Annotated in this window: 27 protein-coding genes; 14 read left to right on the forward strand and 13 right to left on the reverse strand. The window is 65.0% G+C overall.

Annotated features, from left to right (window positions below):
* The first annotated feature begins 1 nt into the window (after position 1).
* Both LRS12_RS09775 and LRS12_RS09780 read left to right on the forward strand, forming a co-directional pair.
* Positions 2-532 (forward strand): carboxymuconolactone decarboxylase family protein, encoded by a 531-nt coding sequence (locus LRS12_RS09775; RefSeq protein ID WP_075150287.1) that lies wholly within the window; start codon positions 2-4, stop codon positions 530-532.
* A gap of 54 nt (positions 533-586) precedes the next feature.
* Complete coding sequence (locus LRS12_RS09780; RefSeq protein ID WP_257844427.1) at positions 587-2,248, forward strand: MFS transporter; 1,662 nt, start codon at positions 587-589, stop codon at positions 2,246-2,248.
* Between the two features lie 6 nt (positions 2,249-2,254).
* Here the strand turns inward: LRS12_RS09780 and LRS12_RS09785 are convergent, their stop codons facing one another.
* From LRS12_RS09785 to LRS12_RS09800, 4 genes are read right to left on the reverse strand one after another with little or no spacing between them, the layout of a single operon-like run.
* A complete protein-coding gene (locus LRS12_RS09785) occupies positions 2,255-3,046 on the reverse strand; it encodes an enoyl-CoA hydratase/isomerase family protein (protein ID WP_257844428.1) in 792 nt (263 codons plus the stop codon).
* A gap of 7 nt (positions 3,047-3,053) precedes the next feature.
* Positions 3,054-3,860, reverse strand: coding sequence for an SDR family NAD(P)-dependent oxidoreductase (locus LRS12_RS09790; RefSeq protein WP_257844429.1), 807 nt, complete (start codon positions 3,858-3,860; stop codon positions 3,054-3,056).
* 2 nt (positions 3,861-3,862) lie between these two features.
* Entirely contained in the window at positions 3,863-4,279 is a 417-nt protein-coding gene (locus LRS12_RS09795; RefSeq protein ID WP_257844430.1) for a nuclear transport factor 2 family protein, read from the reverse strand.
* On the reverse strand, positions 4,276-5,067 hold the full coding sequence (locus LRS12_RS09800; RefSeq protein WP_257844431.1) for an SDR family NAD(P)-dependent oxidoreductase: 792 nt from the start codon (positions 5,065-5,067) through the stop codon (positions 4,276-4,278). The genes LRS12_RS09795 and LRS12_RS09800 overlap by 4 nt, the downstream gene beginning before the upstream one ends.
* A gap of 153 nt (positions 5,068-5,220) precedes the next feature.
* On the opposite strand from LRS12_RS09800, the gene LRS12_RS09805 reads away from it, so the two are divergent.
* From LRS12_RS09805 to LRS12_RS09815, 3 genes are read left to right on the forward strand one after another with little or no spacing between them, the layout of a single operon-like run.
* Complete coding sequence (locus tag LRS12_RS09805) at positions 5,221-6,285, forward strand: phosphotransferase family protein (protein WP_257844432.1); 1,065 nt, start codon at positions 5,221-5,223, stop codon at positions 6,283-6,285.
* A 24-nt stretch (positions 6,286-6,309) separates the two neighbouring features.
* Positions 6,310-7,689: an acyl-CoA dehydrogenase family protein gene (locus LRS12_RS09810; RefSeq protein WP_257844433.1), complete on the forward strand. Its 1,380-nt coding sequence runs from the start codon at positions 6,310-6,312 to the stop codon at positions 7,687-7,689.
* Positions 7,689-8,456 carry an SDR family oxidoreductase gene (locus LRS12_RS09815; protein ID WP_257844434.1) on the forward strand — a complete coding sequence of 256 codons (768 nt, stop codon included), beginning with the start codon at positions 7,689-7,691 and terminating at the stop codon, positions 8,454-8,456. Before LRS12_RS09810 ends, LRS12_RS09815 begins: the two co-directional genes overlap by 1 nt.
* Here LRS12_RS09815 and LRS12_RS09820 read toward each other — a convergent pair.
* Genes LRS12_RS09820 through LRS12_RS09830 form a run of 3 tightly spaced genes read right to left on the reverse strand, consistent with a single transcriptional unit; the run spans position 8,453 to position 10,018 of the window.
* Positions 8,453-8,794 carry an enoyl-CoA hydratase-related protein gene (locus tag LRS12_RS09820; protein WP_257844435.1) on the reverse strand — a complete coding sequence of 114 codons (342 nt, stop codon included), beginning with the start codon at positions 8,792-8,794 and terminating at the stop codon, positions 8,453-8,455. The two genes, LRS12_RS09815 and LRS12_RS09820, sit on opposite strands and share 4 nt — an antisense overlap.
* Before the next feature lies 1 nt (position 8,795).
* Positions 8,796-9,224, reverse strand: coding sequence for an enoyl-CoA hydratase-related protein (locus tag LRS12_RS09825; RefSeq protein WP_257844436.1), 429 nt, complete (start codon positions 9,222-9,224; stop codon positions 8,796-8,798).
* Positions 9,221-10,018, reverse strand: a complete 798-nt coding sequence (locus tag LRS12_RS09830) for a tyrosine-protein phosphatase (protein WP_257844437.1) — start codon at positions 10,016-10,018, stop codon at positions 9,221-9,223. Before LRS12_RS09830 ends, LRS12_RS09825 begins: the two co-directional genes overlap by 4 nt.
* Before the next feature lie 125 nt (positions 10,019-10,143).
* Here LRS12_RS09830 and LRS12_RS09835 point away from each other — a divergent pair, with 125 nt between their 5' ends.
* Positions 10,144-11,277: an epoxide hydrolase family protein gene (locus LRS12_RS09835; RefSeq protein ID WP_257844438.1), complete on the forward strand. Its 1,134-nt coding sequence runs from the start codon at positions 10,144-10,146 to the stop codon at positions 11,275-11,277.
* The gene (locus LRS12_RS09840; RefSeq protein ID WP_066580735.1) at positions 11,274-11,693 is read left to right on the forward strand and encodes a PaaI family thioesterase; all 420 of its coding nucleotides are present in this window, start codon (positions 11,274-11,276) and stop codon (positions 11,691-11,693) included. The genes LRS12_RS09835 and LRS12_RS09840 overlap by 4 nt, the downstream gene beginning before the upstream one ends.
* Here LRS12_RS09840 and LRS12_RS09845 read toward each other — a convergent pair.
* Complete coding sequence (locus tag LRS12_RS09845) at positions 11,690-12,310, reverse strand: cysteine hydrolase family protein (protein ID WP_257844439.1); 621 nt, start codon at positions 12,308-12,310, stop codon at positions 11,690-11,692. The genes LRS12_RS09840 and LRS12_RS09845 overlap by 4 nt on opposite strands.
* Before the next feature lie 115 nt (positions 12,311-12,425).
* Here LRS12_RS09845 and LRS12_RS09850 point away from each other — a divergent pair, with 115 nt between their 5' ends.
* Together LRS12_RS09850 and LRS12_RS09855 are read left to right on the forward strand one after the other, a co-directional pair.
* Positions 12,426-13,355, forward strand: coding sequence for an alpha/beta fold hydrolase (locus LRS12_RS09850; protein WP_257844440.1), 930 nt, complete (start codon positions 12,426-12,428; stop codon positions 13,353-13,355).
* Positions 13,352-14,122 carry an SDR family NAD(P)-dependent oxidoreductase gene (locus LRS12_RS09855; protein WP_257844441.1) on the forward strand — a complete coding sequence of 257 codons (771 nt, stop codon included), beginning with the start codon at positions 13,352-13,354 and terminating at the stop codon, positions 14,120-14,122. The genes LRS12_RS09850 and LRS12_RS09855 overlap by 4 nt, the downstream gene beginning before the upstream one ends.
* 179 nt (positions 14,123-14,301) lie before the next feature.
* On the opposite strand, the gene LRS12_RS09860 is transcribed toward LRS12_RS09855, so the two are convergent.
* Genes LRS12_RS09860 through LRS12_RS09880 form a run of 5 tightly spaced genes read right to left on the reverse strand, consistent with a single transcriptional unit; the run spans position 14,302 to position 20,645 of the window.
* Positions 14,302-16,308, reverse strand: a complete 2,007-nt coding sequence (locus tag LRS12_RS09860) for an FAD-dependent oxidoreductase (protein WP_066580741.1) — start codon at positions 16,306-16,308, stop codon at positions 14,302-14,304.
* Between the two features lie 16 nt (positions 16,309-16,324).
* Positions 16,325-17,134, reverse strand: a complete 810-nt coding sequence (locus LRS12_RS09865) for an SDR family NAD(P)-dependent oxidoreductase (protein ID WP_075150279.1) — start codon at positions 17,132-17,134, stop codon at positions 16,325-16,327.
* A 38-nt stretch (positions 17,135-17,172) separates the two neighbouring features.
* On the reverse strand, positions 17,173-18,336 hold the full coding sequence (locus LRS12_RS09870; RefSeq protein WP_308222999.1) for an acyl-CoA dehydrogenase family protein: 1,164 nt from the start codon (positions 18,334-18,336) through the stop codon (positions 17,173-17,175).
* Positions 18,333-20,459, reverse strand: coding sequence for an acetate--CoA ligase family protein (locus LRS12_RS09875; protein ID WP_257844443.1), 2,127 nt, complete (start codon positions 20,457-20,459; stop codon positions 18,333-18,335). The genes LRS12_RS09870 and LRS12_RS09875 overlap by 4 nt, the downstream gene beginning before the upstream one ends.
* 42 nt (positions 20,460-20,501) lie before the next feature.
* Positions 20,502-20,645: a hypothetical protein gene (locus LRS12_RS09880; protein WP_257844444.1), complete on the reverse strand. Its 144-nt coding sequence runs from the start codon at positions 20,643-20,645 to the stop codon at positions 20,502-20,504.
* Positions 20,646-20,654: 9 nt separating this feature from the next.
* Between LRS12_RS09880 and LRS12_RS09885 the strand changes: the two genes are divergently transcribed.
* The 5 genes from LRS12_RS09885 to LRS12_RS09905 are packed head-to-tail and all read left to right on the forward strand — an operon-like array spanning position 20,655 to position 24,549.
* A complete protein-coding gene (locus LRS12_RS09885; protein WP_257844445.1) occupies positions 20,655-21,437 on the forward strand; it encodes an enoyl-CoA hydratase/isomerase family protein in 783 nt (260 codons plus the stop codon).
* Between the two features lie 3 nt (positions 21,438-21,440).
* The gene (locus LRS12_RS09890) at positions 21,441-22,619 is read left to right on the forward strand and encodes an acyl-CoA dehydrogenase family protein (RefSeq protein ID WP_257844446.1); all 1,179 of its coding nucleotides are present in this window, start codon (positions 21,441-21,443) and stop codon (positions 22,617-22,619) included.
* A gap of 10 nt (positions 22,620-22,629) precedes the next feature.
* Complete coding sequence (locus LRS12_RS09895; RefSeq protein ID WP_257844447.1) at positions 22,630-23,322, forward strand: acyl-CoA dehydrogenase family protein; 693 nt, start codon at positions 22,630-22,632, stop codon at positions 23,320-23,322.
* Positions 23,240-23,749 carry an acyl-CoA dehydrogenase gene (locus LRS12_RS09900; protein WP_257844448.1) on the forward strand — a complete coding sequence of 170 codons (510 nt, stop codon included), beginning with the start codon at positions 23,240-23,242 and terminating at the stop codon, positions 23,747-23,749. The genes LRS12_RS09895 and LRS12_RS09900 overlap by 83 nt, the downstream gene beginning before the upstream one ends.
* Positions 23,746-24,549: an enoyl-CoA hydratase/isomerase family protein gene (locus LRS12_RS09905; RefSeq protein WP_075150274.1), complete on the forward strand. Its 804-nt coding sequence runs from the start codon at positions 23,746-23,748 to the stop codon at positions 24,547-24,549. The genes LRS12_RS09900 and LRS12_RS09905 overlap by 4 nt, the downstream gene beginning before the upstream one ends.
* Positions 24,550-24,551: the final 2 nt, after the last annotated feature.

The raw sequence follows: 24,551 nt of genomic DNA on the forward strand, positions 1-24,551 counted from the left end.
GATGCCGGTGATCGCCCCGTTGCCGATGGAAGAGATCGATGCCGAGAGCCGCGCGCGGATCGCCGCCGGTCAGGCGACGGGCATGTACAGCCAGACGCTACCGCTTCAGGTCATGGCGCGTGCGCCCGCCGCGTTGCGCGCGATGGACGAGGGGTACAAGGCGATGTTCCGCCGGTCGCTGCTGGATGACCGGCTACGCGAGCTGCTTCGCATCCGCAGCGCCCAGCTCAACGGATGCGGACCCTGCTCGCAATCGCGCAAGGAGACGGACGTCGCCGAAAGCGACGTCGCGTGCCTGATCGATCCCGACGCCGGCAGCTATTCGCGACGTGAACGTCTCGCGCTCCAGTTCCTGGTGCGTCTGTGTACCGAACCCGATGCGATCACGCCGGCGACCTATGTCGAATTGGCCGAGGCGTTTTCGGTCGCGGAGATCGTCGAACTGGGCTGGACCTGCGCACAGACGATGGCGGGGCATCGATTCATGCACACACTGGATCTGCTGGGTGACGGCGAGGCCGTTCTTGGATGATGCGTCGTTGGGCGCAGCTTGCCGCGGATGCGGACGCAGCATGGCGGCGAAGCGGTGAACGAAGAAGCTGATGGCACCAGGAAGGACAGCGGCACCTTCCAGCCGCTCGTCCATCGCAATTTTCGCGAGATATGGCTCGCCAGCCTGATGTCGAACCTGGCGCTGCTGATCACCGGCGTCGGTGCAGCCTGGGCGATGACGCTGCTGACGGACAGCGCGCAGATGGTGGCGCTGGTCCAGTCCGCGCTGATGCTGCCCTTTCTGTTCCTGGCAATGCCGGCGGGCGCGATCGCCGACAGCTATGACCGGCGCAGGGTGGCCATCCTTGCGATGGGGGGCGCCGCCTTGTCCAACCTGCTGCTCCTTGGCGTGGCCCTATCGGGCCTGCTCACGCCCTGGCTGTTGCTGGCGCTGTGTTTTCTGGTCGGCATCTTCAACACCATTTTCACGCCCTCCTGGCAGTCGGCAGTCTCCGAACAGGTGCCGGCCGAGGATCTGCCGCGCGCGGTCGCCCTCAACGCGATCAGCTTCAACATCGCGCGCAGCTTCGGGCCGGCGCTGGGCGGCGCGATCGTCGCCGCCATCGGCGCGGCAGCGGCATTCGCGGCATCGGTGCTGCTCTATGTGCCGATGATCGCCGCCTTCTGGCGCTGGAAGCGCGTGCCGGACACGCCGCGCCTGCCGCCGGAGCGCGTGGGCGGAGCGATCGTCTCGGGGATCCAGTATATTGGACATTCAGGGGCGATGCGCGCGGTGATCGTGCGCAGTTTCCTCTATTGCGCAGGGGCGTCGTCGGTCGCGGGATTGCTGCCATTGATCTCGAAGCTCCATCTTCAGGGCGGCCCGCTCGTCTTTGGCCTGCTGCTTGCCTGCTATGGCGGCGGTGCGGTGATCGGTGGCGTGTTCCTGCAGCGGCTGCGCAGCATGCTGGGACACAGCCCGACCGAGAATGGCGTTGCCCTGACGGCGGCGGCGATCATTGCCCTGGCCTTTGCAGGGTCGCTTTGGGTAGCGGCGCCGATCCTGATCTTCCTGGGGGCGGTCTGGACGCAGGCGCTGACCACGCTGAATGTCGCGGTTCAGACGGGCGCGCCGCGCTGGGTCTCGGGACGGGCGCTCGCAGGCTTTCAGGCGACGGCGGCGGGAGGTTTTGCGCTCGGCAGCTGGGTGTGGGGCTATGTCGTGGAGGAATCGTCGCTGACGGCGGCGATGATCGCATCGGGTGTCGCGTTGATGGCCTTCTCGATTGCCGGGCGCTTGATGAAATCGCCTGAGGATATCCCTAACCCTGCCGCCGCACGATACGATCCGGCCGACCCCGAGATCGACCTCGCGCTAACCGGGCGTAGCGGCCCGATCGCCATCCAGGTCGTGCATATCGTGCCCGAAGAAGATGCGCGCGGCTTCTATGACATCATGCTGGAAATCCGTCGCATCCGTCGCCGCAACGGGGCCAGCGCCTGGTCGCTTGCGCGCGATATTGCTGACGCGCGCCGCTGGATCGAGCGATTCCACTGCCCGACCTGGCATGACTATCTTCGCCATCGCACCCGCCTGACCGCCGAGGAGCTCGGGCTACTGAGCGTTATCGCGGAACGCTATGGCGAGAATGGTCAGCTTCGCATGACCAGGCTCCTCGAGCGGCCGGTCGGGTCGGTGCGTTGGCAGGCCGACACGCCTGATCGGGGCGAGCTTCCCGCCGCGCTCGCCCCCTGAGGACGATCAGCTGCTCCGCGTGAAGTCCGGCGGCCGTTTCTCGAGAAAGGCGCTGATCGCCTCCCGAAAATCGCCCGAACCGCCGCACAGCAATTGGGTCCGCGCTTCCAGCGCAATAGCGGCCTGCATCGAAGCGGTCTCCAGGTTGCGGCGGACGACGTCCTTGGTCATCGCAACGCCAAAGGGCGCGTTCGCGGCGATCAGGCGGGCCGTTTCGAGCGCGGTATCGAGCAGCGCATCGTCCGCCACGGTCCGCAGGACATAGCCGATCCGCTCGGCCTCCTCGGCCTCGAATTTGCGGCCGGTCAGCATCAGCTCGAATGCGCGCGACAGGCCGATCAGGCGCGGCAACAGCCAGGAAATTCCGCACTCGCCAGCCGAGAGACCCAGCCGTGCGTTGGCGATGGAAAAATGGGCCGAGCGCCCGGCGATGCGAATATCGGCGGCAAGCGTGAAGGCGAAGCCGCCGCCCGCCGCCGCGCCGTTGACTGCGGCGATCACCGGCTGGCGCAGATTGGCGATGCGCTCCATCAGCCTGGCGAGGCGAAGCTGCGAAGCCAGCGACTCTTCGGGTCCTGCGCTTTCCACGAAATCGCTCTTGAGGTCAGCTCCGGCGCAAAAGGCGCGGCCGGCGCCGGTCAGGATCAGGACCCGGGCCTCGCGATCCGCGTCCAGCCGGTCGAACAGCGCCTCGAACGACGCGATCAGGTTGCGGTCGATCGCATTCATGCGCGCCGGGCGGTTGATCGTGGCGATGACGATGCCGCCGTCGTGCCTGTCGATCTGCAGTTCGTTCATCTGGCCCTCACTGGAAATGGGAGCCGCCATCGACATTGGTGTTGGCGCCGGTCATGAAGGTGGAGATACGCGAGGCGGCGAGCAGGATGGCGGGCGCGATCTCCTCGGGATGTGCCACGCGGCCGAGATCGGTGCTGCTGCCGAACCGCGACTTGAGCCATTGGCCCGATGCGGCGAGGTCGTCGGGATCGACACGACCCTCCGACCCCGAACTGACATAGGCACGCAGATTGGCCGACATGACCGGGCCGGGCGAGACGATGTTGACCAGGATCCCCTCGCCAGCCAGCTCGAGTGCCATGTTCTTGCTGATCGAAACCAGCGCGGCCTTGGCGGCGGTATAGTCCGCCAGCCCGCGCGAATGATGCTGGGTCGACATCGCGGACAGGTTGACCACCCGCGCCCAGGGCGCCGCGCGCAGCAAGGGCAGGGCGGCGCGAACGCACCGCATCGCGCCGAGCGCGCCGATGCTGAACGAGTCGATCCACCGGGCGTCATCGATTTCGTTCCATGGCTGGCCGCAGGTCTGCGGTCCGGCGGCGTTGACCAGCGCGTTGAGATGCGGCCAACGTGCCGCGATGGCCGCAAATGCGGCAGCGACCGATGCGGTGTCGCCGATATCGGCAACCGCGGTCAGCACGTCGGGACTGCCCAGCTTGCGCAGCGCGCTGGCGGTTTCGCCGAGGCGGCCGGCGTCGCGCCCGATCACGGCAATTTTCGCGCCCTCGCGCGCGAAGGCTTCCGCCGCCGCCCGGCCCATGCCTGCGCTGCCGCCGGAAACGCAGACACAGGCGTCACCCAAGCCGAGATCCATATTTAATCTCCCAGTGTCCAGAGCAGCTTGACGCGGCGATGCGCGATCTGCCAGCCGGTCGGCCCCCGGACAAAGCGATCGACATAGCTTCCTTCCTGGATCACCTGGCCGGCGCGCATCACGAAGAAATAGGTCCAGCCCTGTGCGTTGCCCGCGTCGGTGAACTCGATCCGGCTCGTCGTCAGATGATGGCGCGATCCGCGCAGATCGATCCCGTCCGATCCGGTCGCGGCGACGCCGGACAGGAATCGCGTGATCGCCTGTTGTCCGCGATGGATCGCATTGGGAATCTCCAACACTCCATCCTCGGCAAACACCGCCACCACCTCGTCGATTTTCCCGCGATCGCCAGCGCTGTTGTAAACGCTTTGAAGATGCCGGATCTCGGCGCGCGCCTGTGCCTGCTCGGACTCGGTCATGACGTAAGCTGCCAGTTGCCGGTCTCGGAGCGATGCCATCCGCCGGCCGCCGTGATGCCACCGTCCACCGGGATGGTGGCCCCGGTCACCCAGGACGCCGCCGGGGAAGCAAGGAAGGCGATGACCGATCCTGCTTCATGGATCGTCGCCATTCGACCCAGCGGCACATGACGGTCGCGCGCCGCGATCCTGGCTGGCTCGGTCGGCATGTGCGGGCGCAGGCCGGGCGTGTCGATCAGGTCCGGCGCGATGCAGTTCACCCGAATCGCCCGTGGGGCAAGCTCCAGCGCCATCGTCTTGGTGAACTCGACCATCGCCGCCTTGCAGGCAGCATAGACGCTGAACCCTGGCGCCGCCCGCAACGCTTCGGTGCTGGCGACATTCACGATCGCGCCCCCGTTCGCCATCACCCGCGCCGCTGACTGAGTCGCGGCCAGCATGGAGGTGAAGTTGAGATCGGTGACCCGCTGCCAATTGCCCTCATTCTGATCGAGAAAGGCGCGCGGGCGCACGCCGCCTGCGTTATTGACCAGAATGTCGATCCGCCCGAACTCGGCCGCTGCGAAATCCACCAGCGCGCGCGCCTGATCGGCCTGCATCATGTCGGCAGGCCGGAAGGCTGCGCGGCCGCCGATCGCTTCGACCGCTGCCGCGACGCGCGCGCCGTTATCGGCATCGATATCGCCGAGCACGATGTCGGCGCCCATGCCCGCCAAAGCGAGCGCTGCGCCCTCTCCGATTCCGTTCGCGCCTGCGGTCACGACCGCGACCTTCCCTTGGAGCTGCACTGTCCTCTCCTGTCGCTGCGATCTCGACCCAAGGCTTCGGAACCGTCCGGCGCAACCCGCAAGCACATCGCATCATGGATGCGATGGAACACAAGACTTGCTGGACACTTGTCTAGTCAGATGTCTAGCGAGGTGCGAACGGAGAGGAATCGGATGAGCGATCTATTCACGCCCGCGCAATTCGAAGCGCTCGACGCGTGGCTGACGGCCAATGTTCCCGCGCTGGGCGATGGCGTGCTGACAGCGAGTTTCGTGACCGGCGGCACCAGCAACATCGTTGTCCGGCTGAGCCGCGGCGATATCGCCGTCGTGCTGCGCAAAGCGCCCGAGCAGGCGCCCCCCGCCAGCGCGAAGGCGATCCAGCGCGAAGCGACCGTGCTGAAGGCGCTGGGCGGATCGCGGGTCCCGCACCCCCGCTTCCACGGCTATTGCGGGGACGCCTCGATCGCAGGCGGTCCATTCTACATCATGGATCTGGTTGATGGTTGGGCCGCCGATCTCAGCCCGGTCGATAACCAGATGCGTTTCAATGCCGCCTTTACCGGACCCGATCTGCATTATCTCGCGCATGCCATGATTGACGGCATCGTCGAGATGGCCAACCTCGACTATGTCGCGGCCGGACTGGAGGGCTATGGCAAACCCGACAAGTTCCTGGAACGCCAGGTGGAGCGGTGGCGCAGCCAGCTCGCGAGCTATCCCGACCGTTATCCGGGCTTCGAGAGCCGCCAGCTGCCGGGCCTCGACTATGTCGCCGACTGGCTGAGCGCGAATGTGCCGACGACCGGCCGGCCCGGACTGATGCATGGCGACTATGCGATGAACAATGTGCTGTTCGCCAATCGCCCGCCTGCGCGGCTCGCGGCGATCATCGACTGGGAAACCTCGACCATCGGCGATCCGATGATGGATCTTGCCGCTTATTGCGGACAATTGCGCCGTGGCAACGGACCGCAGCCGGCGAGTCCCTATCTCGATCCCGTCCGTTTCCCCTGGTTCGAGGATGCAGTCGATTATTTCGCGGAGCGCACCGGGCGCGACGTGTCCGCCATCGACTATTACCAGATCCTCGCCAAATACCGGATGGCCTGCATCATCGAATACAAAGTCGCCGAGGCAGCGATCGGCCTCGCGCCGCCCGAAAAGGGGCGGCGTTTCGACGGACTTGTCCGCGGCTTGTTGTCCGAAGCCGAAAGCATCGCCCGCGCCAGGGGCTGACACCTTATCTCCAGGAGACTAGCCATGGATTTCACCGTCGACGCCGAGTTTCAGAAGAAGCTCGACTGGATGAAGGACTTTGTCGAGAACAAGGTCCGGCCGCTCGAATTCATCTATGATTACGACAAGGATGCCGCCTACGACATCGAGAACAAGCCGCTTCGCAAGGTCATCAAGCGCCTCCAGCAGGAGGTGAAGGACAATGGCATGTGGGCTGCCCATCTGCCCGAACATCTGGGCGGAAGCGGCTGCGGCGCGGTCAAGCTCACCTATATGAACGAGATGTTCGGCACCTCCGCCTTCGGCCCGGTGGTGTTCGGGTGCCAGGGGCCGGACACCGGCAACAGCGAGATCCTCGCGATGTTCGGCACCGAGGAGCAGAAGGCGCAGTATCTGCAGCCGCTGCTCGACGGAGACATTTTTTCGACCTTTGCGATGACCGAGCCCCAGGGCGGGTCGGACCCGACCAATTTGCGCTGCGTCGCGGTCCGCGATGGCGACGACTGGGTGATCACCGGGGACAAATGGTTCGCATCCAATGCCAACCATGCCAGCTTCATGATCGTGATGGCCGCCACCGATCCGACGGCGCCGCCGCATAGCCGTGCGACGATGTTCATCGTACCCACCGATGCGCCGGGCTTCGAGATCGTCCGCAACATCGGCTTCTGGACGGACAGTCCCAATTCGGGCGGCCACCCCTGGATCCGCTTCAACGGGGTACGCGTGCCGGACAGCGCCCGGCTGGGACCGGTGGGCGAAGGGTTCAAGGTCGCGCAATCGCGGCTGGGCGGGGGACGCCTGCATCACGCCCAGCGCACGATCGGGCTGGTCAAGCATTTGATCGACATGATGGCCGAGCGCGCGGTCAGCCGCATGTCGGGCGGGGAACCGATCGGCAACAAGCAGGCCGTGCAGGCGATGATCGCCCAAAGCTATATCGAATATATGCAGTTCCGACTGCTTGTCCTCTACACCGCCTGGATGTTCGACCAGCAGCAGGAACATGGCCGCGAGGGCCGCAAGATGATCAGTGCGATCAAGGCCGCGATGGCGAAGATCGCCCAAGACGTGACGATCCGCGCGGTGCATCTGCATGGCTCGCACGGCCTGTCGAACATCATGCATTTCGGCGAGTATCTCGCGGTAGCGCTGCACGAGGGAGCGGCGGACGGTGTGACCGAACTCCATCTCGGCGCCGTCGCCAAGCAGGTGCTGCGCGACTACAAGCCGCGCGAAGGCAGCAACTTGCCGAGCGAGACGACGTTCCTCAAAAAGGCCTGGGCGGAAAAGCAGCTCAAGCCGATCCTCGATGAGCTTGGCCTGACCTTCGACGATGGCCGTGCGGACATCGAGAAGAACCTGCCGGTCGAGAAATATAACCTGAAGCCGGTATCGGCCTGATGGATCTCTCGATCGGGTCGCTGTTCACGGTCGCGGGCAAGACCGCGATCGTGACCGGCGGGTCGAGCGGGGTGGGACGGATGATCGCGTCCGCGCTCGCCGCCAATGGCGCGCGGACCTGTATCGTCGGCCGCAAGCGGGCCGCGCTCGAGGCGGTAGCGGGCGAGATCGGCTGCGATTTCATTGTCGCCGATCTGTCGTGCCCCGATGCGATCGCCCGGCTCGCAGGCGAGATCGCCGCGCGCGAGGCCGCCATCGACATCCTCGTCAACAATGCGGGCACGACCTGGGGTGCGCCCTTCCCGGCATTTCCGCTGGAGGGATTCGACAAGGTGTTTGCGCTCAACGTCCGCACGCCGTTCCTGCTGACACAGGCGCTGTTGCCGCTGCTCGAGGCTGGAGCGAGTACCAAGGACTTCTCGCGCGTCATCAATATCACCTCGGTGGGCGCGCGGATGATCGGCGAGGATGGCGGGTCGGTTGCCTACGGCCCGTCCAAGGCCGCGGTCGAACAGATGACACGCGTGATGGCACGTCAGCTCGGCAGGCAACGGATCACCGTCAACGCTATCGCGCCTGGCTGGTTTCCGTCCCGGATGAATGCGCCGCTCGGCGATCAGGCGGCGGAGGACTGGATTTCGCGGACACCTGCCGGACGCCTCGGCACCGCGCGGGATATGGCCGGGCTGGCGCTGTTCCTGTGTTCGCCGGCCGGGGCCTATGTGAGCGGGCAAGTCATCGATATCGATGGAGGCCGCTCGCTCTAGGCGTTGCGGGCCTTTGTGGCGATCGCCTCGCGGTCGAGCGATTCCTTGCGGAACGACTGGTTGGCATCGCGCGATCTGTGATGCTCATTGTCGATCGCGCCGGCATAGGTGAGACCGAAATTCTCGTCGATCAGCGCGTTGTAGCGGCGGATGACGGATGGGTCGTTCGCTGCGATATCGTCGGCCAGCTTGAGCGCGGCTTGCATCAATTCCGCCGGTTCGACGACGCGGTTGACCAGCCCCCAACGCTCCGCCGTTTCGGCATCGATGGCATTGCCGCCGAGCGACATTTCCTTGGCGCGCCCGATGCCCACAAGGCGGGAGAGCAATGCGCTCATTCTACCCCCCCGGAATGACGCCCACGCGCGCATGGGTATCCGCGAATTTGGCGCCGCGCGCCGCGATGCGGATGTCGCAGCACATAGCGAGCTCAAGCCCGCCCGTAATCGCAAAGCCATTGATCGCGCCGATCACCGGGCCATGGAATGCCGCCATGCCGAAACGGCGATGGCCCGCACCCTGGTCCTCGTCCGGCGCTTGCAGCCCCGACTCGCCGCTCGACAATTCCTTGAGGTCCATTCCCGCGCAAAAGGCACGTCCCTTGCCGGTCAGGATCGCGACCCGTGTCGCGTCGGAAAGGCCGGCAAAGGCAGCTGCAAGCTGCGAGGACAGGGCGCGCGACATCGCGTTCAACGCGTCAGGCCGATTGAGCGTGACGATCGCGATCGGCCCGCGATGTTCGACGAGGACGACGGGTTCTTCCATCATTCAGGCTCCAGCAAATGGGTGCGGATCGCGTTGATTTCGGCATCGCCAAGACCAAGCCACCCGAAATAGCCGGCGATATTGCCATGGGCCTCGTCGATCGCGGCAAACATCGCGTCGAGATAGGCGGCATCGACGATCAGCATCGGCTCCCACACCGCAGGATCGACGTCGTGCCGCGCGATATGGTTGTGGAAGCGGCGGCGGGCCGCATCGAGATAGACATTGCTCAGCAGATAGTCCGCCATGATGTCCGGGCGGGCGACGCCCAGCAGATCCAGCATGAGCGCAGCCAGCGCGCCGGTGCGGTCCTTGCCTCCGGCACAGTTGAACAGCAGGGGAAGCTCACCTGCTGCCGCGGCCTGAAATATCGGCTTGAACGCATCGGCCTGATCGAAGGGGAGGGCGCGGTAAAGCGCCAGCATGCCATCGCGCATGTCTGCGGCGGTCGGGGTCGCGGCGGCTGCGAGGGCGGGAAGATCTGCGCCGCTGTGGCGATAATCGCGCGCGAGACGACGGATCTGCGATCCCCAGCTGCGTGCCGGACGGCGTTCGCGCTCGATGCTCGTTCGCAGATCATAGATCAGGCGAAGATCCAGCGCCTCCAGCGTGGCAATATCGGCATCGGTGATCTTCGCCAGTTCGCCCGCACGATAGAGCTGGCCCCACCGGACCGTGCGGCCGAAGCGTGTCGCATAGCCGCCCATGTCGCGCACATTACCGGCGCGCTCGAGGTGGACATGGCGATCGACGACCTCGCCTGTTCGCAGCCGGACCCTGTTCGTCTCGCATTCCATGCCCTCACCCTGACCGGCCGCGGCGGTTGCGGCCAGCGTTGAAGTGCAAAGCATCGCATAGGTGCTGGGTGCGGGATTGCCTCGTCCGGCCCGAGCGGTGATGGTCCGCGGCCAAGGAGGGACCGATGGTCAAGGCATTTGCAGTTGAGTGGAGCGAGCGCGAGGTCGAGGCGCTGAAGGCTCGGCTGGCGGCCTGTCCGCTCCCGCCGGCGCCGCAAGGTTCCGGCTGGGCGCTGGGTTGCGATCGGGATTTTCTGGAGCGGTTCCGCGACCGGTGGCTGAACGGCTATGACTGGCGTGCCGCGATGCGCGATCTCAACCGTTATCCGCAGTTCATCGCGGAGATCGACGGCCAGACGATCCATTTTGTCCATATCGAAAGCGCGGTCGCGGATGCGCGGCCCTTGTTGCTGACCCATGGCTGGCCCGGTTCGCATTACGAATTCTGGTCGGTGATCGAGCCATTGTCGGCGGCGGGGTTCGATCTCGTGATCCCAAGCCTTCCTGGCTATGCATTCAGCGGCAAACCCGATCAGCCGATCGGGCCGAAGCGAACGGCAGCGCTGTGGGACGGGTTGATGCGCGATGTTCTGGGCTATCCGCACTATCTTGCGCAGGGAGGCGATTGGGGGGCGACGGTGACGTCGCAGATTGGCCTCAACCATCCCGAAGGCGTGCGCGGCATCCATCTCAACATGCTGGGCCTGCGCAGCACCGAACCGCCGCAGAATGAGGCGGAGGCTGCCTGGATGGCGAAATCCGGCGGCGCGCAGCAGATGCTCGGCGGCTATTCGGCGTTGCAGATGGTGAAGCCCCTCTCGCTCGGCTGGCTCGGGGCAGGCAATCCGCTGGGGCAAGCAGCGTGGATACTCGAGCGGTTTCACGACTGGGCCGATCTGTCCCAGGGCGATCTCGAGACCCTATTCGGTCTCGACCATCTGATCACCAACGTCATGCTCTACATGATGACCGACAGTTTCGCCTCGTCGCTTTGGTTCTATCACGGACTGATCCGCGAGGGCGGGATCAACGTGGCTGCCGGGCAGCGTTGCGAAGTGCCGACGGGCTTTGCTGCCTTCCCCCGCGACGCGCTCATGCCGCCACCGCCCAGGAGCCGGGTCGAGCTGTGCTTCAATCTCGTCCACTGGACCGAACCGGACATGGGCGGGCATTTCGCCGCGATGGAGGCACCGCAGGCCTTCGCCGCCGATGTGATCAAATGGGCCGACAAGGTCTGGCTGACGGAGACTCACGCATGACCGACTTGATTCCCGACGGGTATAGCTATGCCGAGTCGCCAAGCGCATTCCCGAATCATGTCGGGCGCATCTTCCACAAGACCGTTGAAGTGCCCGGTGGCGAGCCGGAGAAGTGGGTCGCGCTCTATGTCGAGGACCATCATGTCAACAGCTGGGGCATGGCGCATGGCGGCCTGATCGCCTTCCTCGCGGAAGTCGGAACCGCCGGCGCTGCCTGGGATCCGGCTGGGCCGCCCGTGGTAACGATCTCCCTCACCATCCAATTCCTTCGCGCGCCCAAGCTTGGTCAGTTGCTGGAAGTGCGGGCAAAAGCTTCGCGCCGGACCCGGAGCCTGGTGTTCGTCGATGCGCAGGCCTTTGCCGGTGGCGAGCTTCAGTTCACGGTAACCGCGGTGAACAAGGTGATCGGCGGCTAGGAGGCTCGGTCGAGCGCCGCGATCACCTCTTCCGCCGTCGTGATGCGCGCGAGCATGCGCAACTGTTCGGTGACGATCACGCGATGCGTCTCGGGGTCGGCGCCTGCGGTGCAATCTTCCGGGATCACGACATAATAGCCCAGATCGACGGCGGTCATGGTGTTGCCGGGCATGGCGATATTGGTCGAGACGCCGGTCAGCACCACCGTCTGGATGTCCATGCGCCGCAGCGTCGCATCCAGATTGGTCCCGTTGAACGCGATCAGGCCGGCGGGCCGGTCAAGCACGAAGTCCTGGGGATGCGGTTTCAACTGCGGCACGAATTCCGCCTCGACGCTCCCTTTCTTCAGCTTGCCGCCCTTCAGCGTCAGCGCGTTGATCAGCGAATTGGGCTTGATGTCGGCGAGATCGTCGCGATGGACGACGGGGGCATGAAATACCGGCAGCGTCCTCGCGCGGAATGCATCGGCCAGCGTCGCGATACGATCGAGAATCCCGCGCTCGGCGACTTGGTGGGCCAGCCCCTTGAAGCCGGCATAGGCCGCATCGACGACACCAAGCTGGCATTCGTTGATGATCAGCGCGGCGCGACCCTCGATCTTCATTTCCTTCGCCATTGCATGCTCCTCTCTGGCGATCCGGGTTAGCGCAAACGAGCCGTCTATTCCCGCACATCCTTGATCAAATGCGCCGGACATTGCGGCGTTGCGCGCAGGCGGGAAGAGGTAGGGCATGGACCAGATGAAGCCAGCCGGAGTGCTTGCCCCCTATGCCGGTGCGCCGCCGCCTGCGCCTGCATGGTATCGATGGGCAATAGACCAGCTACCCGCGCGATCGATCTTCGAATGCGACGGCGTTCCCGTCGAGCTGTTGACATGGGGTGAGGTCGGCAAGCCCGGCCTGCTGTTCCTCCATGGCGATAGCGCCCATGCGGACTGGTGGTCCTATACCGCGCCCTTCTTTGCCGACGAATGGCGATGCGCGGCGATCTCCTGGAGCGGGATGGGCAGTTCGGGGCGCCGTCCTGACTACACATTCGACGCATGGGCCAGGGAGGCGATCGCTGCGATCGACGCCGCTGCGCTCGACAATGGCACCGGCACCATGGTCGTCGCGCATTCGCTGGGCGGGTACCCAGCGCTCATTGCCAGCGCGCGCGAGCCCCGCATCCGCGGCATTGTCTCGCTCGACAGCGCGATCATCCCTCAGGATCTGATGGCGGAGGTGCCGCGCCCGAAGCCCCGTCCGCACAAGGTCTATGCGAGCGAACAGGAGGCGCTTGGCCGATTCCGCTTCATGCCGCCAACCATCGGCGACCAGCATTATGCGGTGGATCACATCGCGCGGCGCGGCCTGCACGAAGCGGAGGGCGGCTGGACATGGCGCTTCGATCCCGAAATCTGGCGCGATCTTGAAAGCCGCAGCGGGGAGAATCTCGCCGACTTGCCGCGCAGGGCGAAATGTCCGCTGGCGCTGATCGTCGGCGAACGGTCCGAACTGATCCGCGACGAAATCGCCACCTATATGCGCGGCATCTACCCCGCAGGAACGCCCTTCATCGGCATCCCGGATGCAGGACATCATATCATGGCGGACCAACCGCTGGCGCTGATCGCCGCGCTGCGGAGTTGTTTCGCCTACTGGCCGGAGAGGACGCCATGAAGCTTGCAGGCAAACGGTTCATCGTCACCGGCGCGGCGACGGGCATGGGCGCGGCGAGCACCGCCGCGTTCGTTCGCGAAGGGGCGAAAGTCATCGGTTTCTATCGCAGCCGCGGTTATGAGGCATTGGCCGAGCGCCTCACCGGGGAGGCCGGATCGGTGCACTTCCTGAAGGTAGACGTCGCCGAGCAAGATCAGGTGTTGCCGGCATTTGCGCAGGCCGTGGACTGGCTTGGCGGGCTTGATGGCCTGATCCACGCGGCCGCGATCTGCCCGACCACGCCCGCGGAAGATATCCGCCACGAGCAGTTGATGGACGTGCTTCGCGTCAATGTCGGCGGGACAATGCTGACCAACCAGGCCGCGCTGCCCTATCTCAAGGCCAATGGCGGCGGACGGATTATCAACTTCGCGTCCTCTACCGGTGCGACAGGGTCGGCGATCAAGGCCGACTATGCCGCGTCGAAGGGGGCGGTGATGGCATGGAGCCGATCGATCGCCACCGCCTGGGCGAAGCATGACATCACGGTCAATATGATCTGCCCGGTGATCAGCACCGACATGTATCTGGCGACGCGCGCGGCGATGACCCCCGAGCAGCTTGCCGCGCATGACGCCTCGCTGGCGACGTCGATCCCGCTGGGCGGGAGGTTCGGCGATGCCGAACGCGATTTCGCGCCCGTGGCGGTATTCCTGGCCGGCGACGGCGCGGGGTTCATGACCGGACAGATGTTCTCGGTCGATGGTGGCGTATTGATGGTACGATAGTCATGAGCGTGGGGCGGGATCAGCCGCCTGGCCCGGCCGCGGCTTATAACGGCTTGCTGCCTCGGACTCGCTGACCATCCTCCTGCAAATCGCGGGCGCCGCATTCCGGGTATCCTCTGCGACATGAAGGCCGGCCCATGATCGCGGGTCCTTGTCGGCCGTTGCCCGCCATCCGCGGGTCAGCAGGCCAGTTTCGGCATTCTCGCATATTGCGCGCTCAGTGCCTGAACCGCGCGGTAGGACATGTGCACGGCATCACCGATGCGCCCGACCTGACGGCTGTCGCCGACCACGCTGACGGCGATCCCGGCATCGCCCAGCGCCGCGGCCAGTTCGTCGGCGGAGCGGCGCCCTTGGGCGAGCAACAGGCGATCCGCCTCGATCTCGCGTGCGACGCCGCCCGTTTCGATCGTCACCTTGCGATTCCCGACGCTGCGGACATGACTATTGTCGACAATCGTGATGAGCGGATTTTCGTGCAGGCGGCGCAGCAGGCCCATCCGATAGACCCACTCCGCCGAGCGGGCGAGCTTGTCGGCGGGGGAGCGACTGACCAACGTCACATGGACGCCGTGATGCGCGCAGAATTCCGCCGTCTCGCAGCCGGTCTCGCCGCCGCCATAGACGATCGCATGCTGTCCTTCGGTCAGCCCGAGGTCGCGCTCGCGCATCAACAGGTCATAGGCATCCATCACGATCGGATCGTCCAGGCCCTCGATGGGCAGGTCGATGCGGCGTGTGCCCGCAGCAAGGATCGCGACATCCGGGTTCAGCGCGAGGATATCCTCCAGTTCCGCACGCTTGCCGAAATGACGGATCACGGCGCTTTCGGCCAGTCGGTTGCCCAGATAATCCGAATACCAGAACAGCTTGTCCTTGCCCGGCGGGGTGGCTGACGCGATGATGCCGCCGCCGGTGAAGGCGCGGGTCTCGAAGATGTGTGTCTCGAACCCTGATTGCTGCAACAGCAATGCCGCCGACGCGCCGCCCGGACCTGCGCCGATCACGACAGCGCGCTTGCCCTTGCCCATATCGACCGGAATCGGCGGATCGAGTTCGGTGCCTGTGCGCGGATTTTCAGCGCAGCCGACCTGGACGCGCCCCGGATGCGGGCTGATGCACCAGTTGCAGGAGGTGCATGGACGGATCAGGTCGCGGCGGCCCGCCTTCGCCTTGTTCGCCCATTCGGGATCGGTCAGCATGGGCCTGCCCAGCGCGATCAGATCGGCATCGCCGCTCGCGACCGCCTGTTCTCCCGTCTCGGGCCAGCGGATCTGTCCGACGGCGATCACCGGGACGCCCGTCGCAGCCCGGATGCGCGCCGCATAGGGAATGCGCCAGCCCTCGGGCATCGACATCGGTTCTACCACTTTTTCGAAGGCTGGGCCGACACCCCAGCCCATCGAGACATGCAGCGCATCCGCACCCGCTTCGACCAGCCTCGGTGCGATTTCTTCCATGTCATCGATCGTCAGTCCGCCGGGCCGGAACTCATCGGCGGAGAGCCGATAGACCAACGGCAGCTCACCCAGTTTCTCACGCACCGAGCGGATCACTGCCAGCGGGAAGGCAAGGCGCCGTTCGGCATCGCCGCCCCACTCGTCGTCCCGTTTGTTGCCCAGCGGCGACATGAATTGCGTCAGCAGATAGCCGTGCGCGCCATGCAGCTCGACGCCGTCATAGCCGGCCTCGACGGCCAGCGCGGCGGTGTTGCCAAAGGATATGACGAGCTTTGCGATCTCTTCGGACGTCAGTCCGCGGCAGGTCATCTGTTCGGGATCGCGCTTCGAGAAGATGTCGCTTGGCCCCACCGGCATACCGCCGGGCAGCACCTTGCGATTGGCATATTGGCCGCAATGCTGGATTTGCATGAAGATCTTCGCACCCGCGTCATGGATGGTGCGGACCAGACGGCGATGGCCGTCGAGATTCTTCCGGTCGTCCAGCGTCAGCTGATATTCGTGCGCGCGGCCGGTATCGGGATCGACACAGGTATATTCGACGATGATCAGACCCATGCCGCCCAGTGCACGCTCGCGGTAGAAAGCGATCATCGCCGGCGTGACCTCGCCTTCCAGCCCGCCCAACTCGGTCGACATCGGCGCCATCACCAGCCGGTTCGGCAGTTCGACGCCGCGCAGACGCAGCGGCGTGAACAGATTGGGATAGGCGGTCGAACCGGTCATTGGGTGCGGGCCTCGTTCAGGACAGCGACGGGGAAAGACCCCCGTCGACATGGAAATTGATACCGTTGATGAAATCCGACCGCGGGCTTGCGAGCATGACGACGGCATAACCGATGTCGCGCACCTCGCCGATCCGATTGACCGTCTGCCCGCCGCCTTTGGCGATATAATCCTCTGCCTTGGCGAGGTCGTCGCCCCAGCCGCGCTTTTCCGCCATCTTTCTGAGGACCTTGATCAGGCCTTCGGTGCGGATCATGCCGGGGGAGACGCTGTTGACGGTGACACCGGTCTGTTTCAGCGCCTTGGACAGGCCGAGCGACATGTTGAGCATCGCCGCCTTGGCAGGACCATAATCGGCTTGCCCGGAAGTCGGCGTGATCGCGGCGGCGGTACTGATGTTGATGATCCGGCCCCAGCCGCGCTCCTTCATCTCGGGCGCGAAGGCGTGAATCAGCCGAACCGCTGCCAGCGTGTTGCGCTGATAGGTATCGACCCATTGATCCGTATCATAGGCGAACCAGTTGGGGCTGTCCGACACGGCGCTGCCACCGGCATTGTTGACGAGGATGTCGATGCCTCCGAACGCAGCGTTGGCGGCTTCAGCCACGGCGGCGCATCCCTCCGTGGTGGACAGATCGCCGCACGCGGTCGCCGCCCGATAGCCCTGATCGGCGAGACGCTTGGCGACCGCATCGACGCGCGCGGAATCGCGGCCGTTGACGACAACCGATACCCCTTCTGCCGCGAGCATTTCGGCGATGGCGACGCCGATTCCCGAGGAACTTCCGGTGACCAGCGCCCGCTTGCCTTCGAGATTCAGTTCCATGCCGCTCCTCATTCTCTCTGGGTGGCCGGGAAGAAGGGTCAGGCGCGCTGATTGAAGCGGCGGCCGACCAACGCCGATGCGATATTGGTTTTCTGGACGTCGGTTGTGCCGCCCGCGATGCCCCAGGCGTAGCTGTCGCGCACGCGCTGCTCCATGCGATACTCCTTGGAGTAGCCATAGCCGCCCATGATCTGCAGCCCCTTGGACGCGACCTCGACGACCATTTCGTTCGAGAAGCATTTGGCGAGCGAGCTGTCGAGGATCGAGGGCAGACCCTGGCTGGCGTTCACCGCGGCGCGATAGATCAGCAGGCGTGACGCTTCGACCTTCATCGCCATCTCGGCGAGCTTCAGCTGGATCGCCTGGAAATCGACGATCGGCTTGCCGAACTGATGGCGTTCCTGCGAATATTCGGTCGCCTCCTCCAGCGCAGCGGCGGCGATGCCGAGGCCCATGGTGGCGTTGCCGCAGCGTTCGAGGCTGAACGCGGTCATCAGCTTGCCGAAGCCGCCCTTGGGCACGATCAGATTGTCCTTCGACACGCGTACTTCGTCGAGATAGATGTCGGCCGAGGGGATGCCGCGAAAGCCCATCAGACTTTCCGGGCGTCCGAAGCTGATCCCTTCGCGCTCCTTCTCGACCAGCACCGCGCCGATGCCCTTGGCGCCCGGCTCATCATCGAAGCGGCAATAGACGATGTAATAGTCCGAATGGCCGCCGCCCGAGCACCAGCGCTTCTGGCCGGTGAGGACGATCTCGTCACCGTCATAGCGGGCAGCGGTCTTGAGATCGGTGAGCGCGGTGCCTGCTGCGGGTTCTGACATCGAGACCGCGACGATCTTCTCGCCCTTGATGACCTCGGGCAGGATACGCGCCTTGAGCTTGTCGCTCGCGAAATGCTCGACGGTGCGGACGGGACCCGTGGCGCTCTCGAAGATGGGCCATGCGACGGCCGGCGAAATCATTGCAAACTGTTCGAGCACCAGCAGTGCCTCGAGATGCCCGAGGCCCAGGCCGCCATATTGTTCGGGCAGGTTGATCCCCAGAAAGCCCATTTCGGCGTAGCGTTTGCGCATTGCGTCGGGGAGCGGCATCGCCTTCTCCTCCATGTCACGCGAAAGTTCCATCAGCTCGGATCGCGCAAATTTCCTTGCGGTTTCCTGTAGTTCTTTCTGGTCGTCGCTAAGCTGGAAATCCATCATTCTGCCTTTGTCTCGATGACCGCGTCGAGCGCGACGACCCCGCCTTGACCGGGCCGGGCCACAAGCGGGTTCACTTCGATCGTCGCAAGCGTGTCGCGATGCTGCACGGCGAGGATCGACAGGCCCGAAATGGCCTTTGCCAGTGCCTCGATGTCGTGGCGCGGTGATCCGCGCCATCCGGTCAGGAGCGGCGCGGTCTTCAGGCTCCCGATCATCTTCAGCGCCTGCGCCTCGCTGACCGGGGCGAGGGCGCAAACCGTGTCCTTGATCAGTTCGACCAGTGTCCCGCCAAGGCCGAAGGTCACGACCGGGCCGAACGCTTCATCCCGGTGGATGCCGACGATCGTCTCGACCCCGCCGCTCACCATTTCGGAGATCAGATAGCCGTCGATCCTTGCATCCGGCAGCTGCCGCGGGATGTTGTCCGCCATCCGCGTGACCGCATCATGGACCGCTTCTGCCGAAGAAAGGCCCAGCGCGACGCCCCCCACTTCGGTCTTGTGCAGGATGTCGGCGGAAACCACCTTCACGACGACGGGGAAGCCGATGCTCGCGGCAAGCTGCATCGCCTCCTGCGCATCGCTCGCCAGCGCTTCCTTGGGCGACGGCACCCCGGCCCGTTCCAGCAGCGCCTTCGCCTGCGCCTCGTTCAGCTTGCCGTGAACGCCGAGCGGTGTCGCGGCGGGCAGCGCCAAGGGCTCGGGCGCAGGCTGCGCGAAGGTATCGCGGAACTTCGACAAGGCCGAGAGCGCAGCGATGGCGCGCGAGGGGTCCTCGAACGCGAGCAGTCCCTTCGCGTCATATTCGCGAACCATTTCAGCGTCTGTCGTGACCGAGACGAAGACGAGCTGATCGGGCGCGCGGGCATGGGCATTGGCAATCGCCTGTTGCAACGGACGAGCCATCGAAGGCGCGGCACCGGCAATGCCGAGAAAGATCAGCGTCGCGTCGAATGCCTTGGAAGCGAACACCGCATCCAGCGTCTTTTCCATGATGTCATGGTTGGTGGTGACCAGCCCGGTCATGTCGATCGGATTGGCAGGCGAGCAATGCGGCACCAGCGCTTTCAGCGCGGTCTGGGTTTCCGAAGGAACCGTGCCCATCTTCAGGTTCGCGTCGCTGACGAAATCGGCGATCTGCACCCCGACTCCGCCGGAGATGCTGATCACGCCGACGCGCGGCCCCTTGGGTAGCACCCCCTTGGACAGCGCATAGGCGATGTCGAGCAGTTCGTCGGTCGTGCGCGCGCGATGGACGCCATATTGGTCGAAGACCGCGTCATAGATGCTGTCCTCGCCGGTCAGCGATGCCGTGTGGCTTGCGGCCGCAGCGCTTCCCTCGGCCGTGCGGCCGACCTTCATCATCACGACCGGCTTGTTGGCGCGGCGCGCGCGGTCGAGCGCTGCGATCAGCTTGTCCGCGTCGCGCAGCCCTTCGATATAGGCCAGCAGCACGTCGCTTTCGTCCTGGCCCGCCATCCACCACAATGCATCGCCGATATCGACATCGGCTTCGTTGCCGGTCGTTACCCATTGGCTGATGCCGAGGCCGCGCCGGAACAGATGCTTCATCAGATAGCCGCCATAGCCGCCGCTCTGGCTGGCGACGGCGATCCGGCCGGGGGCGGGAACCCCCTCCTCCAGCGCCGAGGCGAAGGTGCCGTAAAAGCGGGCATGGGTGTTCATCAGGCCCATGCAGTTCGGGCCGAGCAGCCGCATGCCCGCCTCGCGCGCTGTCGCCACGATACGGTCCTGCCGCGCGCGACCCTCCTCGCCCGTTTCGGAGAAGCCGGCGCCATACAGCACGGCGCTCTTCACACCCCGTGCGATGCAATCCTCGATCGTCTGCTGGGTCGCGTCGGCGGAGATGGCGAGGATCGCGCAATCGACGGGTCCGGGCACATCCAGAATCGACGGATAAGCGGTCAGCCCCTGAATCTCCGGACGGCCCGGGTTGACCGGATAGACCGGCCCTTCGAAGCCCGCTTCGAGCAGATACTGAATCGGACGCCCGCCGAAGCGGCGCTGGTCGCTTGATGCGCCGATGACGGCGACGGAGCCGGGCGCAAACAGTGCGGTCAGGTTGTCGGCTGCCGGCGAAGAAGGTTTGAGTAAAGTGGCCATGATCGGGCTGCCTTTGACCTGAAGCTGCGGCGCTTCCAACCGTTACGCCGAAACCAACACATCCATGCTAACCCCTGCAATGAGGCCTGCACCGGTATACGCCCGCCGACCAACTGGATACATCAACAATGCCAATTCAGCGCCGGACAGCGGGATCATCGCGTCTGTCGAGCGGTATTTGATCACAGGGGCTTCATGTCGGAATTCATTCTGCAGCGCGAACAAGATGGCGTCGTCGTCTTGACGCTGAACGTGCCGCAATTGCGCAACGCGATCTCGCTCGAAATGCGCGAAGCGTTGCTTGGTCATCTGCGCGAAGCGGGCAACAATCCTGACATTCGGGCGGTGGTGCTGACGGGGGCCGGAGGCAATTTCTGTTCGGGCGGCCAGTTGCAGCCGACCAACGGCGCGGCCGCGCCGGATGCGCAGCGGACCAAGCGCAACATCGCAATCCTGCAGGACATTGTGCGGTTGCTGAGCGGCGGGCCCAAGCCGACGATCGCGGCGGTCGAGGGGTATGCCTATGGCGCGGGCATGTCGCTCGCCACGGCCTGCGACGTGCTGGTGGCGGGCGAAAGCGCACGTTTCTGTGCATCCTTTGGCAAGATCGGGTTGATGGCGGACGCAGGGATGCTCTGGTCGCTGCCGCAGCGCGTCGGGCCGGGGCGCGCGCGCGAGATGATGCTGACGGGGCGGGTCGTCGAAGCAGCTGAGGCTGGTGCCTTGGGTCTGGCGAACCGGGTGGTGTCTGCAGGAAGCGCACTGGATGCAGCCCTGGAAGTTGCTGCGGGCTTTGCCGGTGTCGCTCCGCTTGCGATTGCCGCGATGAAGCGGGTCATGGCGCGCGGACCGAATTCGCTGGAAGACGTGCTTCATGCCGAAAGCGACGCGCAGCCGGTCCTGGCGTTGAGCCAGGACTATGTCGAGGGCCGCACGGCGTTCAAGGAGAAGCGCGCGCCGATGTTCCGGGGAGCCTGAACGATGGATTTGACGATTCCGCCTGAAGCCGAGGCGCTGCGCCAGGCGATGCGGAGCTTCCTGCGCGACCAGCTGCCTCCCGAACTGGCGGAGGCGACGCTCTATGGCAGGAAGCTGACTAAAGACGATCATCAGCGCTGGCAGCGGATCCTGGAGAAACAGGGCTGGCTGGCGCCGAGCTGGCCCACGCAATGGGGCGGCACCGGCTGGGGGCCGCTTGAACGCTTCATCTGGGACGAGGAATCGGCGCTGGCGGGCGCGCCGCGCGCGAATATCCCCTCGCTCGACCTGCTGGGGCCGGTGATCGTCGAATTCGGCACCGAGGCGCAGAAGCGGGAATTGCTGCCCCGGATCCTGTCAGGCGAGGACTGGTGGTGTCAGGGCTTTTCGGAGCCGCAGGCCGGGTCGGATCTCGCTGCGCTTCAGATGCGAGCGGTGCGCGACGGCGACGACTATATCGTCAACGGTACCAAGCTGTGGACCAGCTGGGCGCACATGGCGAACAAGATCTTCTGCCTGGTCCGCACCTCCGCGGACGGACCCAAGCAGGCAGGGATCTCGTTCCTGCTGATCGACATGGAACAGCCGGGCGTGACGATCAGCCCGATCCTGACACTGGGTGGCATGCACGCGGTCAACGAGGTGCAGATCACCGATGTTCGCGTGCCGGTCGCCAATTTGCTGGGCCAGGAAGGCGATGCCTGGACCATCACCAAATTCCTGCTGGGGCACGAGCGGCTGGTCGGCGCCGGCATTGGCCCGAGCATGGCGTTGTCGCGGCAGTTGCGCGGCGCGCTTGGCCGTATCGGGCCGGGCGGAGCGCCGCTGGGCGATGATCCGGTTCTCGCCCAGCGCGTCGCGGAGGTCGAGACCGATCTGCTGGCGCTACGCTACACAGCGTATCGCGTGCTGGCCGATGAATTGTCGGGCAAGGCACCGGGGCCGGAAGTCTCGGTGCTCAAGATCCGCGGCGGCGAGGTCCAGCAGGCGCTGACCGAATTGCTGATGGAGGTCGGCGAGATCGTCAGCCTGACCCATCCCCTGACCGTGTCAGAGGGCGTGGTGCCGATCGAAAGCGCCTATATGGCGCAACAGCATTTCGACCGGCGCAAGCTCACCATCTACGGCGGCAGTTCCGAGATTCAGCGCAACATCATTGCGCGCCGGCTGCTGAACGTCTGAGGGCGGAACGATGGATTTTCATTACGGCGACAACCAGCAGATGCTGCATGACACGGTCGACCGGTTCCTGACCGACAAATACGACCTTGTTACGCGGCACAAGCTGCTCGGCGACCTCGAGGGACAGGCGCAGCTATGGCGCGAGATGGCCGAACTCGGCCTGATCGGCGCCGCATTCCCCGAAGGGCTCGGCGGCTATGGCGCATCGCCCGTCGATGCGTTGGTGGTGATGGAGCGTTTCGGGCGGCATCTGGTGACGCTGCCCTATCTGATGACCGCGATCGTGTGCGGCCGGCTGCTGATTGCGGGCGGGCGCACCGATATGATCGAACGGGTGATCGCGGGCGATGCGCGGTTGGCGCTGGCGGCGGGCTCGACGCACGTGCTGCGCAGCGCAGAGCATCACAGCTTTACCGCAGCTGCAGCGGGCGCCGGCTGGACGATCAGCGGGCGGATGCCAGTGGTGATCGGGGGGGGACAGCGCGGACACGTTCATCGTGGCGGCGCGGACCTCGGGCGCATTGGGGGATCGCGACGGCATTACCTTGTTCCTCGTCGATGCAGACCAGGTTGCGCGCCGCAGCTTCCGCATGATCGACGCGCACGGCGCGGCGGAAGTCGTGATCGACGCACTGAGCGTCGGCGAGGATGCGGTGCTGGGCGAGATCGGCGGCGGCGTTGCGCTGGTCGAACTGGCGCTTGACCATGGTATCGCTGCAGCATGTGGCGAGGCGATCGGGTCGATGGGCCATCTCGTGCCCGCCACTGCCGAATATACCCGCACCCGCGAACAATATGGCGCGCCGCTCGCCAAGTTTCAGGTGCTGCAACACCGTATGGCGGACATGTATATCCAGACCGAAACGGCGCGTTCGATGGCCTATGTCGCGTCGATGTCGCTCGGCGACACTCCGGTGGAGCGGGCACGCATCGTCTCCGCCGCCAAGGTCCAGATCGGCAAGTCGGGCAAGTTCGTCGGCTATCAGGCAGTGCAGCTTCACGGTGGCATGGGCGTGTCCGAGGAGCTGGATATCGGCCATCACTATATCCGCCTCAACACGCTGAACCAGATGTTCGGCGATCCCGCTTTCCATCTGCGCCGCTTTGCAGCGGTAGGAGCACCGGCATGAAATTCGACTATTCCCGCTATGACAAGCTCAGCGTCCAGCTTGACGATGCTGTCCTGCGCTTGACGCTGAACCGGCCCGAAAAGCGCAACATCATCGACGATCCGGTGAACGAGCAGATCTCGGATGCCTTCCATGACGCGACGTTCGACGAGCGAGTGCGGTGCGTGGTGCTGTCCGGCGAGGGCAAGTCGTTCTGCGGGGGCGGCGATTTCGCCCAGATGAAGCGCAAGGTCGAGGATCCCGGACTGTTCTTCAAGGGCATCTGGAACTCGCGGCGGCTGGTCTATACCGTGCTGGATTGTCCCAAGCCGACCATCGCCCGGATCCACGGCCATGCGATGGGTCTGGGCGCGACGCTGCCGTTGCTCTGCGATTTCGTGGTGGCGACGGACGATACCAAGATTGCCGACCCGCATGTCAATATCGGGCTCGTCGCGGGCGATGGTGGGTCGCTGATCTGGCCGCAGATGATGGGCTATGCCAAGGCGCGCAAGTTCCTGATGCTGGGCGAACCGATTACGGGCAGGGAAGCTGCGGATCTTGGTCTGATCGCCGAATCCGTCCCGACGCTTGAGGAGGCAACCGCGCTCGCCGATCGCTGGGTCGACAAGCTGGCCAATGGTGCGAGCATGTCGATCTACGGCACGAAGATGACGATCAACCAGCCGCTGCGCCAGCTTGCACATGCTGCGATGGATACCGGCATGGCCTATGAAGGCCTGTCCAACATCAGCCGGGATCATGCCGAGGCGATCGAGGCCATCGGCGAAAAGCGCAAGCCGAACTTCAGCGGGGAGTGACG

Source organism: Sphingomonas sp. J344 (assembly GCF_024700005.1).
Lineage (GTDB): Bacteria > Pseudomonadota > Alphaproteobacteria > Sphingomonadales > Sphingomonadaceae > Sphingomonas.